This window comes from Candidatus Omnitrophota bacterium (genome assembly GCA_040755155.1).
Classification (GTDB): Bacteria; Hinthialibacterota; Hinthialibacteria; order Hinthialibacterales; family Hinthialibacteraceae; genus JBFMBP01.
In genome coordinates this window covers 1-15644 of record JBFMBP010000171.1, presented here as the reverse complement: position 1 = coordinate 15644, position 15644 = coordinate 1, and the positions used below count along the sequence as shown (strand labels likewise).

General features: G+C 50.6%; 14 protein-coding genes. 8 read left to right on the top strand and 6 right to left on the bottom strand.

The window, feature by feature from the left end:
* Window positions 1–102: 102 nt before the first annotated feature.
* Complete coding sequence (gene hpnC, locus AB1656_26385) at window positions 103–1167, bottom strand: squalene synthase HpnC (GenBank protein ID MEW6238928.1); 1065 nt, start codon at window positions 1165–1167, stop codon at window positions 103–105.
* Window positions 1168–1272: 105 nt separating this feature from the next.
* Here hpnC and AB1656_26380 point away from each other — a divergent pair, with 105 nt between their 5' ends.
* On the top strand, window positions 1273–1827 hold the full coding sequence (locus AB1656_26380; protein MEW6238927.1) for a hypothetical protein: 555 nt from the start codon (window positions 1273–1275) through the stop codon (window positions 1825–1827).
* Here the strand turns inward: AB1656_26380 and AB1656_26375 are convergent.
* Genes AB1656_26375 through AB1656_26365 form a run of 3 tightly spaced genes read right to left on the bottom strand, consistent with a single transcriptional unit; the run spans window position 1807 to window position 4292 of the window.
* Complete coding sequence (locus AB1656_26375) at window positions 1807–3249, bottom strand: glycosyltransferase 87 family protein (protein MEW6238926.1); 1443 nt, start codon at window positions 3247–3249, stop codon at window positions 1807–1809. The two genes, AB1656_26380 and AB1656_26375, sit on opposite strands and share 21 nt — an antisense overlap.
* Window positions 3228–3815, bottom strand: coding sequence for a 2-amino-4-hydroxy-6-hydroxymethyldihydropteridine diphosphokinase (gene folK / locus AB1656_26370; GenBank protein ID MEW6238925.1), 588 nt, complete (start codon window positions 3813–3815; stop codon window positions 3228–3230). The genes AB1656_26375 and folK overlap by 22 nt, the downstream gene beginning before the upstream one ends.
* A gap of 30 nt (window positions 3816–3845) precedes the next feature.
* Window positions 3846–4292 carry an Rrf2 family transcriptional regulator gene (locus AB1656_26365; GenBank protein MEW6238924.1) on the bottom strand — a complete coding sequence of 149 codons (447 nt, stop codon included), beginning with the start codon at window positions 4290–4292 and terminating at the stop codon, window positions 3846–3848.
* 623 nt (window positions 4293–4915) lie between these two features.
* Here AB1656_26365 and AB1656_26360 point away from each other — a divergent pair.
* Window positions 4916–6484: a hypothetical protein gene (locus AB1656_26360; protein MEW6238923.1), complete on the top strand. Its 1569-nt coding sequence runs from the start codon at window positions 4916–4918 to the stop codon at window positions 6482–6484.
* Window positions 6485–6740: 256 nt separating this feature from the next.
* Window positions 6741–7139 (top strand): hypothetical protein, encoded by a 399-nt coding sequence (locus tag AB1656_26355; protein MEW6238922.1) that lies wholly within the window; start codon window positions 6741–6743, stop codon window positions 7137–7139.
* A gap of 223 nt (window positions 7140–7362) precedes the next feature.
* On the opposite strand, the gene AB1656_26350 is transcribed toward AB1656_26355, so the two are convergent.
* Entirely contained in the window at window positions 7363–8355 is a 993-nt protein-coding gene (locus AB1656_26350; protein MEW6238921.1) for an ROK family protein, read from the bottom strand.
* A gap of 239 nt (window positions 8356–8594) precedes the next feature.
* Complete coding sequence (locus AB1656_26345) at window positions 8595–9866, bottom strand: 4-hydroxy-3-methylbut-2-enyl diphosphate reductase (protein ID MEW6238920.1); 1272 nt, start codon at window positions 9864–9866, stop codon at window positions 8595–8597.
* Between the two features lie 548 nt (window positions 9867–10414).
* On the opposite strand from AB1656_26345, the gene AB1656_26340 reads away from it, so the two are divergent.
* The 5 genes from AB1656_26340 to AB1656_26320 all read left to right on the top strand — a co-directional run.
* The gene (locus tag AB1656_26340) at window positions 10415–10735 is read left to right on the top strand and encodes a nucleotidyltransferase family protein (GenBank protein ID MEW6238919.1); all 321 of its coding nucleotides are present in this window, start codon (window positions 10415–10417) and stop codon (window positions 10733–10735) included.
* Entirely contained in the window at window positions 10722–11069 is a 348-nt protein-coding gene (locus tag AB1656_26335; protein ID MEW6238918.1) for a HepT-like ribonuclease domain-containing protein, read from the top strand. The genes AB1656_26340 and AB1656_26335 overlap by 14 nt, the downstream gene beginning before the upstream one ends.
* A 227-nt stretch (window positions 11070–11296) precedes the next feature.
* Complete coding sequence (locus AB1656_26330; protein ID MEW6238917.1) at window positions 11297–12643, top strand: Gfo/Idh/MocA family oxidoreductase; 1347 nt, start codon at window positions 11297–11299, stop codon at window positions 12641–12643.
* Window positions 12644–13105: 462 nt separating this feature from the next.
* Window positions 13106–15199 (top strand): WD40 repeat domain-containing protein, encoded by a 2094-nt coding sequence (locus AB1656_26325; protein ID MEW6238916.1) that lies wholly within the window; start codon window positions 13106–13108, stop codon window positions 15197–15199.
* Window positions 15200–15205: 6 nt separating this feature from the next.
* Window positions 15206–15644: prepilin-type N-terminal cleavage/methylation domain-containing protein (locus AB1656_26320; GenBank protein MEW6238915.1), on the top strand; the 439-nt coding region annotated here is incomplete at its 3' end.

Sequence of the window (15644 nt, the reverse complement as noted above, 5' to 3'; positions counted from 1 at the left end):
TTAGAATAGTAGGATGGGTCATGTTTGTTGACCCATCGAATTAAGATATTTATTGATGGGTCAAACAACGCGACCCATCCTACGATCTAGCCGTTATAATAATCAATCAATTATGCTTTGGAAGAACGCCGCCAATCGGCGGCGGATGCTTCCCGTCCCGGTCAGCGAACGAACGCCCCATTTGATGAAATCCCATTTGGATAACGCCGGGCGGCGATCGAAAACATTAAAATCGTTTTCCGCCACACGCGCCAGGATCGTGGTTCCTCCCAGCCAGGTGAAGCGCAATTCCGCATTCAGCGGCCATGCGACGCGCTCTACCAGCGGATAGCCTTGATCGAACAAATCCCACGTGCGCTTCGCCAATGGAGCGAGCACTTTCCGAAAGCGCTCATCATAGACATGGGCGAAGAGTTCGTCCTCGCCGTATCGCTCCCGCTTCATCTCGTCTTTGGGAATATAAATACGATCCTTCTTCAAATCGATGGTTACGTCCTGCCAGAAATTGGCCAATTGCAGCGCCGTGCAAATGCAGTCGGACAACGCGAACAATTCCTCGTCTTTGTAATCGAACAAATGCAGAATCAGCCTTCCCACCGGATTGGCGGAATAGCGGCAATAGCCTAGCACCTGCTCGAAAGCCTCATAGCGGCTCACCGTTACATCCATTTTGAAGGCGCGCAAGAGTCCCTTGAAAAGATCGATCGGCAGTTCGAACTCCTTCACCGTTTCTCCCAAGGCTATGAAGATGGGATGCTCGGCGCGGCCTTCGTAACACTCTTCCAGCAACCGCTCCCATTCGTTGAGCAAATCCATCCGCTGGCCTTTGTACGATTCCTCGTCGGCGAAATCGTCCGAAGCTCGAGCGAAAGCGTAAATAGCGTGCACATGGGGACGCAACCTCTTGGGAACCAGCAGCGAGCCTACGGGAAAATTTTCGTAATGGGAATAAGTCAGATTGCGGCAAAATTCGTAGGCTTCCTCTACCGTCCACCGCTCCCCAGCGGGATGATCCCCCAGACGATAAAAAGAGCCGATATTTTCAATGGAGGCCGTCAATGGTTCTCTCGCTTTGTCATGGCTTGTTATTGTAGGAATCCGGACGGCTAGGATTAAAGGATTTTCAATCCTACTGCTGCAGGAGCGCGTAACCGCGCACCGTCCCATAGAAACCTCGCCTGCGCCGCTTCCCGTTGGCAACGGAAATATAGTATCATAATTCCCGCATTCAAGTCATGAGGGTAAAATGCTACTAGTGGATTTTGAAGAATAATGACGCCGGACAACCGCGAATCTATTTTGCGCGCTTATCGCAAACGTCTCGAAGAACCTGTGCAGGGACGATTGGCTCGCCATATGACGGGCGCCGGTTTCCTTTTCGTAATTCTCTTTCTTTTCCTCGCTTTCTATTTTTTCTGGCCGCTGGTTTTCAAAACCTCCGAGCCTTACGCGCCTGAATCGGTTATTCACGACGTGAGTTTCGCTCTCATGGAAATGCGCGATCTTGCTCTCGCCGCCATGAAAACGGCAAACCAGGAATCTCCCGAAACCTTGCTAAGCGCTTCCTTGAAAAACTACACGCCTCCCGGCGGCGAAAAAACGCAATGTTTCGTTTTGGGAGAAAACGATTCCATTTTATTCGGCAATGAAACGAAACCGCCGTTCTGGAACGAAATCGTGGAAAAAACGAAAGACCGCCATCGCGGAACCTACATCCACGCCGAAAGAGGCAAATCCACGCTGGTTATGTTCGATTCCGTTCCCGATTCGCCCTGGCGCATCATAATCATCGAAGGTTTTCCTCCTCTATTTCTCAATAAGAAGTAAAGGCGATTCGCTGTCTTTCTTTTCTTGTTGCGACGGAGTCTTAAGGATATTTCCAAACTTTCCATTTCCCAAAATATCGTCCCATAAGAATACGAGAAAAAATCCTCCAAACTCGACGCCCCTCGCCCACCAGGGAAATTGCATCTTGTAGTAATAGGTATAAGAAAGAAAAACCAGGCCGGTGAATAGAATCCACGCCCGGTTGGGAAACAGGCAGAGCAACGGCGCCATCCAAACCAGATACCAGGGATCGATGACTGGCGAGCACATCAGCAACGTTCCCATGACGATAAATATCGTCCGAAATAGATCGCGCTGCGTCCGCCGCCAAGTCAGCGCCGCGCTTTGCCACGCCGCCGTTGCCAGAATAACCGCGAACAAAAACAGCCTCGCCAGGCGATCGGAGTTCTCCGCCGCCTCTCCGCCCAGCGTTGCAATCGCTTGCTCGGCGCAATCGAATACGCCGCCGTTGAAACGCCATTGCTGGGAATACGTTATAAATCCCGTAAATGGATTCACATCCATCGACGCAAGGAATGGCGCGTAGATGAGAAGCATAATCAACAGGAAAAGAACGAAATGGCGCCATTTCCAAGCGGCGTGAAACAGCGGGACCAACAACGCCCCGAAAAACTTCGTCAAGGTCAACGCCGCCAAGGCGATGGCGCTCCACGCCATGCGCTTCTCCGCCAGCAGCCTTAAGAACGCAACCAGAAGAAACGCGCTTACGGAATCGGCGTGGCCGGAATTGGCGATCTCCTTGACGACGAGCGGCGACCAGGCGTAGATCAAGCACCATTCCTGAGGATATTCCAATTTTTTCAATAAGGACAATATAAGAAAAATCGTTCCCGCGTCGAAAATCAGGAGGATGAACTTCATCCCCTCCACGCTGCCGGGATAGAGAAATTCCGCCAGGCAAAAGACGAATTGCAGTACAGGAGGATAGATCGTGGGTATGGAGGGATAATTAATTAGCCGCCGGTAGGGAGTTTCATATTCGTTCAACGCGGAATCGACTGGAGCGTAACGGTAGGGATTGATTCCTTGGGCGCCGAGATGGCCGTCCCACATATACCGGTAAATATCGTTCTCCAATATCGGCAGGGACGGCAGCATGATCGCCCGGAAAAGCAAGGAGAAGGCGATGGCGAACCATAGATGGCGCGGGTCCATGCGCTTCCCCCGCGCCAGCGGCGCGACGAGCCGCCAATAGCAGAAAAAGAGTAAAGCGTACGCTTGCAAAAAACGAGTGACGGCTAAACCGCTCGCCCCGCGCGGACACAATTCCTCGCCGGATAACAGGAAGAGAAAAACGTAAACGAATGCGCTGACCGTTCCCAAAAAGAACAAGCGGAACGTTCCCTTGAAAGGCGAATCCCGTTCGGCGCCGTTCTCCATCACTCGCCGCAACTTCCGCAAAGTCCAAGATCTTCCTCTTCCACCCGCGCCAACGCCTCCCGCACAGTCTCGCCGCCGGGGAGAAGCAAATCCGGAGCGAGATCCGCCAGCGGCTTGAGCGCAAACCAACGCTCGCGCATCCGGGGATGAGGAAGTTCCAGGCTGGTTTCTTGCCTACTATCGTTACCGTATAGAAGAAGGTCCAAATCGATGATGCGCGATGCGCAGCCCCCCGCCGGACGCAAACGCCCCATCTGTTTTTCGATGCGCAACAGGGCGTCCAATAACTGGCGCGGCTCCCATTCCGTCTCGGCTTCCAAAACGCCGTTTAGAAAATCCGGAGTGTTCTCCTCCATGCCCACGGCTTTAGTCCGATAGAATGGCGAAACCCGCATCGCCCGAACTCCCTCCAACGCGCCGATCTCGGCGACGGCTCTTTCGAGATTCGTCCGAGGGTCTCCCAAATTGGAACCTAGAGCGATATATACAGTCGTCATTTGGGGATAATTGGGAGCGCCGTTATTCATGACGAATACGGATTGATAAATATGGTACAATCGTTGGATGGATTGCGCCGTTCGATCCATCAATCACTCTACTTTTATGGCCACTGACCACTAAATATAATACATCAATGTTTCGCGAGCGTCGTTAATCTCATGTACGGCGGCCAGTTCCGAAAGGGTTACGGAATCCAATTTCTCGCGGGCGAATTCGCGAATCTCCTTAACGACTTGGCGCAAGCGATCGATCGGTTCTTTCAGATGCAGCGGCGCTGTGGCGGAATCCAACCTATCCAAAGGCATTAGAGGCCCCTGCGCCGCTTGCAATATGTGGCTCACGGAAATGAGATTGGCGGGACGCATCAACTGATAGCCCCCTTTCGGGCCTGGGGTGCTCTTGACCAATTCCGCCGTCTTCAATCCCCGTATGACATGCTCCAAAAACTTGCGGGGTATGCGCTCTCGTTTCGACAAGAACTGCAAGCTTAACTTCTCGTCGTTCGCCAGTGCGAGAGCCACCATGACTCGCAAAGCGTAATCGGTTGTTTTCGAGAAACGCATACGAGATTTCTCCGCCTTTCTTTCAATATTGATTCGCAATTGAACCGGCGGCGCTCCTTAGCGAATGCCCTTGCCCGATTCTCCATGTTTACGGATGGAGAAATTCGACCAATTTTGCGGCATTTCCTCGGGGGGAGGAGCGCCTTTTCTGCGATTCGCCGCCCATAGTAGAATAAAGAAAACCAAAGCGATTATACTCATTAATGCTCCAAAAGATAAAATAAAGAAAAACATCGTTAGCAACCTGCTTTGTCCGCATCCAATTCGAATGGTATTATTCCATAGTCTAATTCATTAAGAAGGTCGCGAGAAGTTGAATTCTTAAATTCTTGCCTTACCTTATCGATTGGGAACGTTATAAAAACTCAGGAAAGCCATCGATCTATTTTTTCCTATGATCGTTTTGCTTCCCTAAACCGAGCGAAGAAATATTTTTCTTTGCCTCATATCCAATCCGCATTTTCAATAGTATATTAATCTGTTAGTTTATTTGTATTCTATTGACGCCCGATTCTTCGACGGCAGGGTAGTGACTGGAACCACGTCAGGAAGGGATGGATATTGCGCCCGTCCGATAGGTTCCATCAAGCGTTTTACGCCTTGAAAGGCAAGGAGACGCAGGAATGTGGGAACGAGCGAAGGGACGCGAACGCGAGTTTCGATTTTCCATCCTTTTTACCGCCCAAGACGTTGGAAACTACTTGAATTCGGATGAGGAAATCCGCCATGCCGCCGCCTGGTGCAAAGACCGAGGCTTCACGCGGATATTTCTTGAAACTTTCCGCAACGGCTATTCGCCGGAAACGGAGCGTCTAGCGCGGGCGCGCGATCTCTTTCGCCAACTGCGCATCGATGTCTCCGGCTGCGTCGCGCCCACGGGCATGGGAATTCCCTCCAATCAATGCAACGCCGTCTCCAATTACGAAGCCCCGGAAACGCTGACCGAATGCCGCCGCCTCTTCGAAGGCGCCGCCTCTATTTTCGACGAAATCTTGATCGACGGCTTCCTCTATACGGATGACGATTCCGAAGCGTCCCTCAAGGCGCGAGGCGACCAATCCTGGATGGAATACCGCTGCGATCTGATGTTGAGAGTCTGCCGCGAGGCGATACTCGGCCCCGCCCGTCTCATTAATCCCCGCGTTGAAGTGATGTTGAAATATCCCCCCTGGTACGATCTCTACCCCTTGCAGGGCTGCAACGTGGAAACCCAAACCGATCTCTTTGACCATATCTGGGCGCAAACGCCTACTCTCGGCGAAGCGCCCCAGCGCCGCTCTTTTCCCGGCGCCGCCTTCTTTCTTCTGCGCTGGCTCGCCGATATCGGCCCCGGCAAAATGGGCGGTGGATGCATCGATGCCTGCGAAGCCTCGCCCGACGAATGCGTCGAGCAAGCGCGTCAAATCATCCTGGGAGGCGCGAAAGAAGCGCTGCTTCATCATTTCGGCGGCCTTCAAAATGAAACGGGCGCCGTCAACGCTGCGCGTCTTCTGGAAGAAATTCCCAATCTATTTCTGCTCGCCGAAGCCGTGGCCGAAGCCTCGCCCGCCGGAATACTCGCTCCTCAAATCCCCAACAGCGATCCCGGCGGCGAACCTCATATATACAGCCGCTTGAGCCTATTGGGTTGGCCCCTGGCGCCGCTTAGCCGCATCGACGTTTCTTATCCCGCCGTTCTCTTCGCCGCCCCCAGCTGGCAAAGCGATATTTTCCCCGCTCAATTCGACGAATTCCTCGAAGAAAAAAAGCCGATCGCCCTTACTGGCAACCTTCGCCATATGCTCCAGGTTAAAGGAATCCATTTCCCGGAATCCATCGCCATTCTCGAAATCCCTCAAGAAACGCAGCGGCTCCTCGAGTTGAATTCTGCCTTACTCCAATCTTGGCGCGATCGTCTTCTTTATCCTTTGGGATTGCGCGTTTCCGGACCGGCGGGCGTAAGCCTCTATCTCTTCGACAATGGCCTGCTCGCCGTGGAGAACTTCCTCAACCAATCCGTCGAGTTTCTTGTCGAATGCCGCCAACCTCTCGACGATCAAGAACGAGAACACGCCCGTAAAACTGCTTTCGCTCTCCCTAATGAACATTCCGTCCGGACGTCAATCGCTCCGAACGGCGTGCAATTCGTTCTCGATCCCCATTCCCTCGCCGTCGTAAAACTGGCGCAGCAACGCTTTCAGTGGAGGAGATAAAGCGAATTCCTATTCGTATGAGAGGGCGTATGGAATTAATTCTCAATAAACATCATTTGGATACGTCTTATACCCATCTGCATTAAGAATGTCGATTTTCAAATTCCTCTCCCAAGATGGGGAGAGGTTAGGTGAGGGTTGATTTGGATAGACTTAAAACCCCTCACCCTAACCCTCTCCCAGAGGGCGAGGGAAATTATTGGCGCCAATCTAAATGCAGGTTGGTATTATGTTTGTCGAGCAAAGGAGCAAACTCATGGACAAGCGCGAAATCATGCAAGCCATCGACAATGCGGGTACGGGAGGACTGATTTACGGCGGCGTTCTTATGTTCTTCACCTTTTTGGGGCTTATGTTTTTTCCTGCTTTAGAAACGGAAGCGTTGGATTTGATCGACGTTTTTCTTATTTTTGCGCTTTCGTGGGGAATCTTTAGCCGCAGCCGCCTCTGCGCTTTGGCGCTATTCGTCTATCTTTTCGCCAATTTTATTATTGTATGGATCGAATCGGGAAGACCTCGCGGCATCCTGTTCGTCCTAGCCTTCGGCTACTGCTTTTTTCAGGGGGTCAGAGGGAGCTTCGCCTATCATCGGCTCCTGAAAGAAAATCAGCGTGAAAAGGAGAGGCATGGAGATTTCTATTCTCGCCCCTACTAATACCAATCTGCGTTACAATTGCAGCTTATAAATTCCCTCGCCCTTTGGGAGAGGGTTAGGGTGAGGGAAATATAAGCCTAATAATATCAACCCTCACCTAACCTCTCCCAATCTTGGGAGAGGAATTTTGAAAACAACAATCTCAATGCATGTTGGTATAATACCCAAAGCGAATTGCCAGGACGACGCGGTCCGTCATAATGTTCGCCATTTCTCCGCGAATCTATCTAGAATTCAATCGCGACCAGGCCAGCGCCGCTGCGCCGAGGATTCCCGCGTCATCCCCCAGCGCAGCGGGGACGATCTCGACTCCCTCAAAGACGATGGGAAAGCAATTTTTCTTGGCGAATTCGCGGATGCGGTCGAGAACTTTTTCGCCCAGCGCTTCGACAAGTCCGCCGCCGATAATCACCATTTCCGGGCTGAGAATGTTCAACAGGCTGCCAACGGCGACGCCGGTATATTTCGCCGCCCGGTCTATCGTCGAGACGACCAATTCATCCTTCGCCTCGATCGCTTGGAGAAATACTTTGCTGGTTAGCTTGTCCCAATCGTTGCCGATTAACGTAGTGAGAACGGTTGGCTTCTTTTTCTTTACCGCTCTTTTGAAGCGTTTGATCATCGCCGTTTTGCTGGCGTAGGCTTCCAGGCAGCCCCGCTGTCCGCAGCCGCAAACCGCTCCGCCTGCGACGAGTTTCATATGCCCCAGTTCGCCGGCGTTTTTGCTGAAGCCATGCAGCAAACGGCCGTTGATGATAACGCCGCCGCCGATTCCGGTACCCATGAAAATGCCGATAATGTCGCTTCTTCCCTTACCCGCTCCGTAAACGAATTCGCCCAGCGTACCGACGTTGACGTCGTTATCCAGAAAGGCGGGTATATTCAACTCTTTGGAAAGATAGGGCGCGATAGGCGCGCCGCGCAGGTTGAGATTGGGCGTTTCGATGACGCACCCTTTATCGGGATCGAGGGGGCCGGGCGAACCGACGCCGATGCCTGCGATCTCTTCCAGCGTCATGCCCGCCGCTTCCACCGCCTCGTGGCAGCAGGCGGCGATTCTGGCGAGAATATCTTCCGCCGGTTTTTCGGGACGAGTCTTTTTCTTGGCGCGGGCGACGATCTTTCCCGATTCTGCTACCACAGCGGAAAGGATTTTCGTTCCGCCCAAATCCACGCCCAATACGCATCGTTCTTTTGTCGATCCGTTCGTTTCCATTTTCTATCCTTGCCGCTGGGAAGAGACAATATCATCCGCTGCGGCGGTTTTCGTTCCGTGGTTGTCTCAAACGTTAGATTCGAAATTCCGCAATCGCCGGGAGGCAGGGCGCAATTATCTATTATTTCAAAAATTTAGGGGTAAGTATATAGCGGGATCGGGGTCTTACGAAGTTCTAATACGATCTTTCGGGGAAAGGAATCTTCGAGCGCGTTTGGATTCGACATACGCCGCATCGATTATTTATGGATCGTTGCAGCATCCATGTCCATATTGACGTCCGACAAAGAATACCCGCAAAATTCCAATGTGCGGAGAATGCTTCGCTCCACAACTTTGTCCGGTGTAGAAGCGCCGGACGTAATGCCGACGGAAACCGGTTCCTGGGGAAGCCAATTTTCCGTGATAATCTCCCCGCGTCCGCCAAAGGGCTGATGGCGGATTTCCCGCCGGGAGAGAATGCAATCCGATTCGCTGATATGATAGGTGGAAGCAAACCGGAGGCCGATTTCGCACAAGTGCGTCGTGTTGCTGCTATTGTATCCGCCGACGACGAGAATAACGTCGGGATGCTTTTCTCCCAACTCGATGATGGCGTCCTGCCGTTCCTGAGTAGCGCTGCATATCGTATCGAAGGACCGGAATCGGCTATTGATCTCTTCCGCGCCATATCGATTGCGCATCGCCGTTTCGATCATCTTGGCGATATAAAGCGATTCGCTGCTGAGCATGGTGGTTTGATTGGCAAGGCCGACTTTTTGCAAATCACGGTCGGGATCGAATCCTGGGCTGATGGCGTTTTGAAAACGCCGCAGAAATTGTTCTTTGTCGCGGCCGTGAAGAATATAATCGCAAACGATTTCGGCTTCTTGCTCGTCCCGTACGATGAGATAACGCCCTCCGTGAAATTGCAGCGCCCGCGAACTGGTGGCTAGAGTCTCCTCGTGCTTGTATTTGCCGTGGATGATCGAGGCATAGCCGTCCTTGGCGTTCTTCTCCACTCGTTTCCACACCGTCATCACGGAACCGCAGGTCGTATCGACCAAGGTGCAGCCGATTTTGGTCAGTTTTTCCATCTGTTCCACGCTGGCGCCGAAAGCGGGAAGAATCACGACGTCTTCCGGCTTGATGTCTTCGTAGGCGTACGTTTTCCCTTCGCCGCCGCTGAGGAAGCGCACTCCCATCTCCCGCAACTTGCGATTCACCAAGGGATTGTGAATGATTTCCGTCGTGATGTACAACGTTCGGTTGGAAAACATACGCCGGGTTTCGTAGGCGTAATCCACAGCGCGATCCACGCCGTAGCAAAAACCGAACTCTTTCGCCAATAAAATCCGCAGACCACCCACCTGCAAGGAAAACCCATTTCCGCGCAAGTGGTTGATTAATGAACTTTTATATTCGGAAATCAGCGTGTCGGCGACTTCTTCTTTCAATCCGAAGCCGCGCCGGTAAATCGGGATATCTTGTCTTTTGGTGGGCATTAAATACTCCAAAAGTTCGGCGTTCATGGTAGTTTACCTAATCTGATTCGCGAAAACAACTCCAAATAGGGCGCTTTCGCGCATGGGATTCTATAAAGAAGTTTGCTTCAAACTCCAGTTCTGGCAAGCCGGTCAAGGGAAACAACGATAGAAGACGAAAGAAGCAACGCTTTCTTGTCCGCGAATTTCCGGCGTAAACGTTATCGTATTAGGCTTTTTTTAAAGAATTATGAGACGGCGATTTATTCCATCCTTTTTTTTCGCCGTTCATCCGGACCCTTTGCCATCAGACCCTACGTCCAGCCCCTACGACCAGCGCAGCGCCTGCGATGCATAAATAATTCATGTTACGCGCAATAAAAAACTTAAGAAATTTATAGAGATCTTCGCCTGAATCACGAAAGTACGAAATGAAAAATAAAACGGTTGGACAATTTCGAAGGCTCTCGCCGTTTTTCGGCTATAATTTTTGTTATAAAATGATTTCGAAAATCGAATCCCATATATAAGGCGACACAGCGAAGATCCTATTGATAACGGATTCCGAATCTCCACTCTAAAGAGGAAAATCGAATATGAGCTCGTCAATTACCCTCAATCCGGTTTTAACGATTCGTCCGGAAAAATTATCGGATTTTTGCCTTCGAAATCATATTTGCAAACTATCTTTATTCGGTTCAGCACTGCGAGGCGAATTGAGGCCGGAAAGCGATATCGATTTGTTGGTGGAATTCGAACCTGGACGGGAACCGGGGTTGATTACTTTAGCGGGTATGGAATTGGAATTGATGGAGCATTTGGGAAGAGAAGTGCAAATGCTAACTCCCGGCGATTTAAGCCGCTATTTTCGAGAAGAAGTTATGCAGACGGCCGAGTTGCAATATGAACGGAGCTGATTTGAAACGAGTTCATCATATTCTGGATGCGGTTCAGAAGGCCTTGCAGTTTATTCAAAACCGGACGCGCGAAGACTTGGATCGAGAAGAAATGCTTACGCTCTCCCTCCTCAAATTAACGGAATTCGTAGGCGAAGCGGCAAATAAAATTTTCCATTCCTTCCGAAACCAATACCCGAATATCCCCTGGGATCGAATGATCAAAATGCGGAATCGCTTGATACACGGCTATTTTGATATTGAATTGAATATCATTTGGAAGACCATCTTGGAAGATTTTCCACCGCTAATTCCAGAGTTGGAAAGAATTTTAAAGGAGGATGACGCCAATTAAATTTTTATTTACCAGCAAATTTCTCATTCCTAAAGAAAGAAACAAACACACTAAATCCGCTTTTCATTATTGCAACAATCATTTCGAGAGCTGGCTTTGTTTTAGTAGTTGATAACCAGGCCTAACTTTATTTCCATCTCCCCATTCCCGCAAAATCTTCTATCTCATTGCATTTCGTTATAGTATTGTAGGACATTCAATTTATTTGGAAGAAAGGATTTGGGTTCATGACTGAAATGAAGAAAACCAACCGCCGCCATTTCATGAAGTCGGCGGGAAAATCGGCCTTTTTATTGGGCGCCGCCGCCTCGGCGCCAACGATCGTCCCCAGTTACGTTTTGGGAGAGGACGCCCCCAGCAACAAGTTCGTCGTGGGCGTCATCGGACTGGGTTGGCGGGGAATGGATTTGTTCAACGGAGCGCGCCGGAACAATAACCTGCGTCTCGCGGCCATTTGCGATTTGGATCTGCCTTATCTGCTTAACGCCTTGAAGATATCCGACGACGATTTGGACGTAGATCGCGTATGGATCGAGGGTCGCGGCAGCGAGATGATTCGTCCCGCCATGCCTGCCTTCGCCGTCGATCCTTATTTGGACTACGAACGGCTGCTTGAGCGCAAGGACATCGACGCCATTCTATGCGCCGTCCCCGATCATTGGCACGCGAAAATCTACATCGACGCCATGAATGCGGGCAAGGACGTTTACGGCGAAAAGCCCCTATCGTTGACAATCAACGAAGGGCGTCAGATCGTACGCACAGCCCGATCCAATGGCCGCGTTTTTCAAACGGGCAGCCAGCAACGCTCCTCGGAAGAGTTCCGTAAGGCGTGCGAGTACGTGCGCAATGGACGCCTGGGCAAGATCGAACGCGTAGAAGTGGGCATCGGAGGCGCTCCGCAAACCGAAGGCGTTCCCGACGAGCCGATCCCGCCGGGATTGAATTGGGACAAGCGGCTGGGACAAGCGCCGCTGGTTCCTTATAACACATTGCGTAACCACGTTCAATTCCGCTGGTTCTTCGAATACTCCGGCGGCATGGTGACGGACTGGGGCGCCCATCATATGGATATCGCGCAATGGGGATTAGGGATGGACGGCTCCGGTCCCATGAGCATCGAGGGAACGGCGGAAGTCAAGCCGGGCTACTACAACACGTTTACTTCCTACGATTTCACTTTCCAGTATCCCAACGACGTAAAGGTTCATTTCCACAGCCACGGCGGCGGCGTTACTTTCATTGGCCCAAAGGGCAAAATCCACGTCGATCGCGGTCGCATCGATTCCGATCCCGCCGGCATTCTGCAAGAGCCGCTGACCTCCAGCGACGTCCGGCTCTACGCGAGCAACGACCATATCCAAAACTGGGTCGATTGCCTGAAATCGCGCGAACTGCCCATCACCGACGCGGAGATCGGCCACCGTTCGGTTTCGACCTGCCATATCGCCAACATCTGCGGCAAACTTGGCGGACGCAAACTGATCTGGGACGCGGAAAACGAACTGTTCGTCAACGACAAGGAAGCGAACGATATGTTGAGCCGCCCCCAACGCGCGCCGTATGCGATCTAACTTGTCTTAAGTTGCAAAGTAAAATGAAAGAGGCGGGAGGAATGATTCTCTCGCCTTCTTGTTTTAGATACTCGTACTCTATGACATTTGTAATTGTCCCCTCGCCCCTTGGGAGGGTTTGGGTGAGTGGTCTTATTCAATAATTCAACGTTCAAAATCAAATGTCATTGAATACTAGAGGAGTCAAACAAAGCGATCCAAATCAATGAATATGGGGGAGATTAGCTACAAGATAGTCCATATTAATATCCCCTCAGAAATCTTTCCAGAATAAACGCCTACAATCAATCCAGCGTAAAAGAGTATTAAGATCAAGTTAAATAATGGTAAATGCCATAATTTTACGATTACTTTGAAATTGATAAAAAAATATCTTTACTATTTTTAGTTTTTAATCTATTATGATCGAATAGAATAATTGGCCGGTACGTGAAGAAAATAAAAACGATTCGGTGTAAAGAAATGTTCAGGCGTAATATTACTCTTTATTTAATTCTCTTCGTCTTAACCATTGCTAGCGCAATATTTGCGGCGAATTTATGCGCTTTGGATTTTTACCCTCTGCGCGGCGAATCCGGCGAACTGATTTTGGGATTAGGGTATCCCGGATTAGCTTTATTGTCACCGCAGGGAGATAGGGTTATAACTAACAGCCTCGTGGGATATCTGCTTTGGGACGTAACGAAAAATCCGCCCGAACCTTCGCTATTGCTCGATAAAAACTCGGGTTACAGTCCGATTCAATTCCTGGCGGATGGCAAGCAGCTGGCGATCAGGAAGGGCGAATCGTTCAAAATCATCGATGTAGATTCCAAAGAGACGATTTACGAAAACGGCAGCCCCAATCTTCGCTATGCGCGCATCTTTACTCCCGACGAGAAAAAAGTCTTATCCTTTTTCTACAACAAAGTCGAAATTTACGATTTGGAAAGCCGAAAAATCGTAAAGACCCTGACCGATCCATCTTTAACCGATCCATACAACGGCCCCGTTCTGGGAGAAATGTCAGTTAATAACCTCTGGGTGGGCGCGGAATTTAACTATAACGCTCAGCCCATCGTATGGAATTACCAAACGGGCGAGGTCGTGCGTCTATTTAGTTTCGATTACAGCGACATCACTTTTTCTAAAGACGGGAAATGGATGGCGACGGAAAATATCAAAACTTATCAAATTCAGGTTTTCGATCTCGAAACGAGCGAGGCGGTTTATGCGTTTAGCGCTTTTGCGGACTATCCAGACGGACGACATAGCCTACTGCGCAATTTTATCGATATGAAATTCGCGCAAGCGAATCAAAATATACTCATCGTTTCGTTGGTTTCGAACGAGGTTTTTTTCATTGATATAACTACAGGAAACGTACGAAAATTGAATATGCCGGAAATGTTCGTTCCTGTCTATTTAAAAACCGACGCCTACGACAAACGCCTGCTCACTCAAAACGAAGATAATCTTATCTTCTTGTGGGATTTTGAAACAGGTGAAGAGATTGAACGAATCGACGCTTTTCCCAGGCGATTCTTGAAGGGGATATTTTCCCCCGATGGAAAAAGCGTCATCACCGGCCATTGCGATACTCTTTCTCTTTTTAGAACATTCAAAACCGACGTCGATCCGGAACAATTCATATATATGCATCAATGGGACGCCGAAACCGGTCAGCCATTGAAGTCGATTATTGGCCATACCGTCTGCGTCGATAAGATCGTCTTAACCGCTGATAGGAAGAATGCGATCAGCGCCAGCGGCCGGGAATTTATCTATTGGGAAGCCTCAGCATGGACGCCGATCTGGTCGATTCCACTCTATTTCAACATTCCCGAAGAAGACCTGGAATCGAAATATGACTGGCCAGCTTTGCCATCCTGTATATCCGTCGCTCTTTCGGCGGATAAAAAAACATTTGTTTCTATCTATAGAAAAGATGCGATTCTGAGGGATATGGATACGAAAGAGATTGTGCAAACCTTCGTTGGACATCCGAATATCATTCGCGACGCCGCCATCTCGCCGGATGGATCCCTCGTCGCCACCGGCGGGGGAATGAGCGATCCCGATACAGGCCGAATCTGGGATCCGACGGCGCGCATCTTCAACCGTCAAACGGGAACGGAACTTCTCCGCATCCAACACGGCTTTCCCGTTGTCAGCGTCCAATTCTCGCCCGACGGCCAACAATTGCTGACGGGAAGTTTGGACAATACGGCGGCGTTGTGGGATATCAAAACGGGGGAACTCGTTCGTCAATTCAAGCACGATTGCTGGGTGCAAAAAGCCGTCTATACGCCCGATAAAAAACACATACTCATTTTAGCCAGCGAAGTTTGGCGCAATATCAAAAAAAGCGAAGTTCGAATATGGGATTTGGAGGGCAACGTCGTTTACTCGCTGAAACCGTATAATACGGACAGTTGGAATATGTTCATCGACGCCGATCTATCGCCCGACCAGCAAAGGCTTCTGACGATTTCCAATAACTATGCCCAAATCTGGGACATCCCCGGCGTTCTCCCCACCCTCGCCGAGGTCAAGAACGCTACCATTTACGAGTGAGATAACATGAAGCAAACCGCTTATACGCTTATCGAACTGCTCGTCGTCATCCTCATCGTCGGCATATTGGCCACCATTGCGATTCCCCTGCTGCAAGGTTCGCTGATGCGCGCGCGAGTCGCCGCTTCGATGGCCAATATCAAAACCCTCGCCACCGCCGTCGACTGTCTGCGCGCCGATACGGGCTGTCTGTTGGTGGATACGAAAGGCGGCTACGACAAATGGGGCTACGTTCGCATTGTAACCGTTTTCAATAGCGTCGGCATCGGCGCCGATTACGGCAATGGCGGCCCCGACCGCCATATGCGCGAGGTGTATGCTCCACTCACCAGTCCGGCGGCCTATCTCAGCCAAATTCCCAAAGACCCCTTCATCCCTCCCGCCCACATCGTCGATTACAACGCCAATCCCTCCAGATTTCAGCATAAAGACGAGTACTCCTACT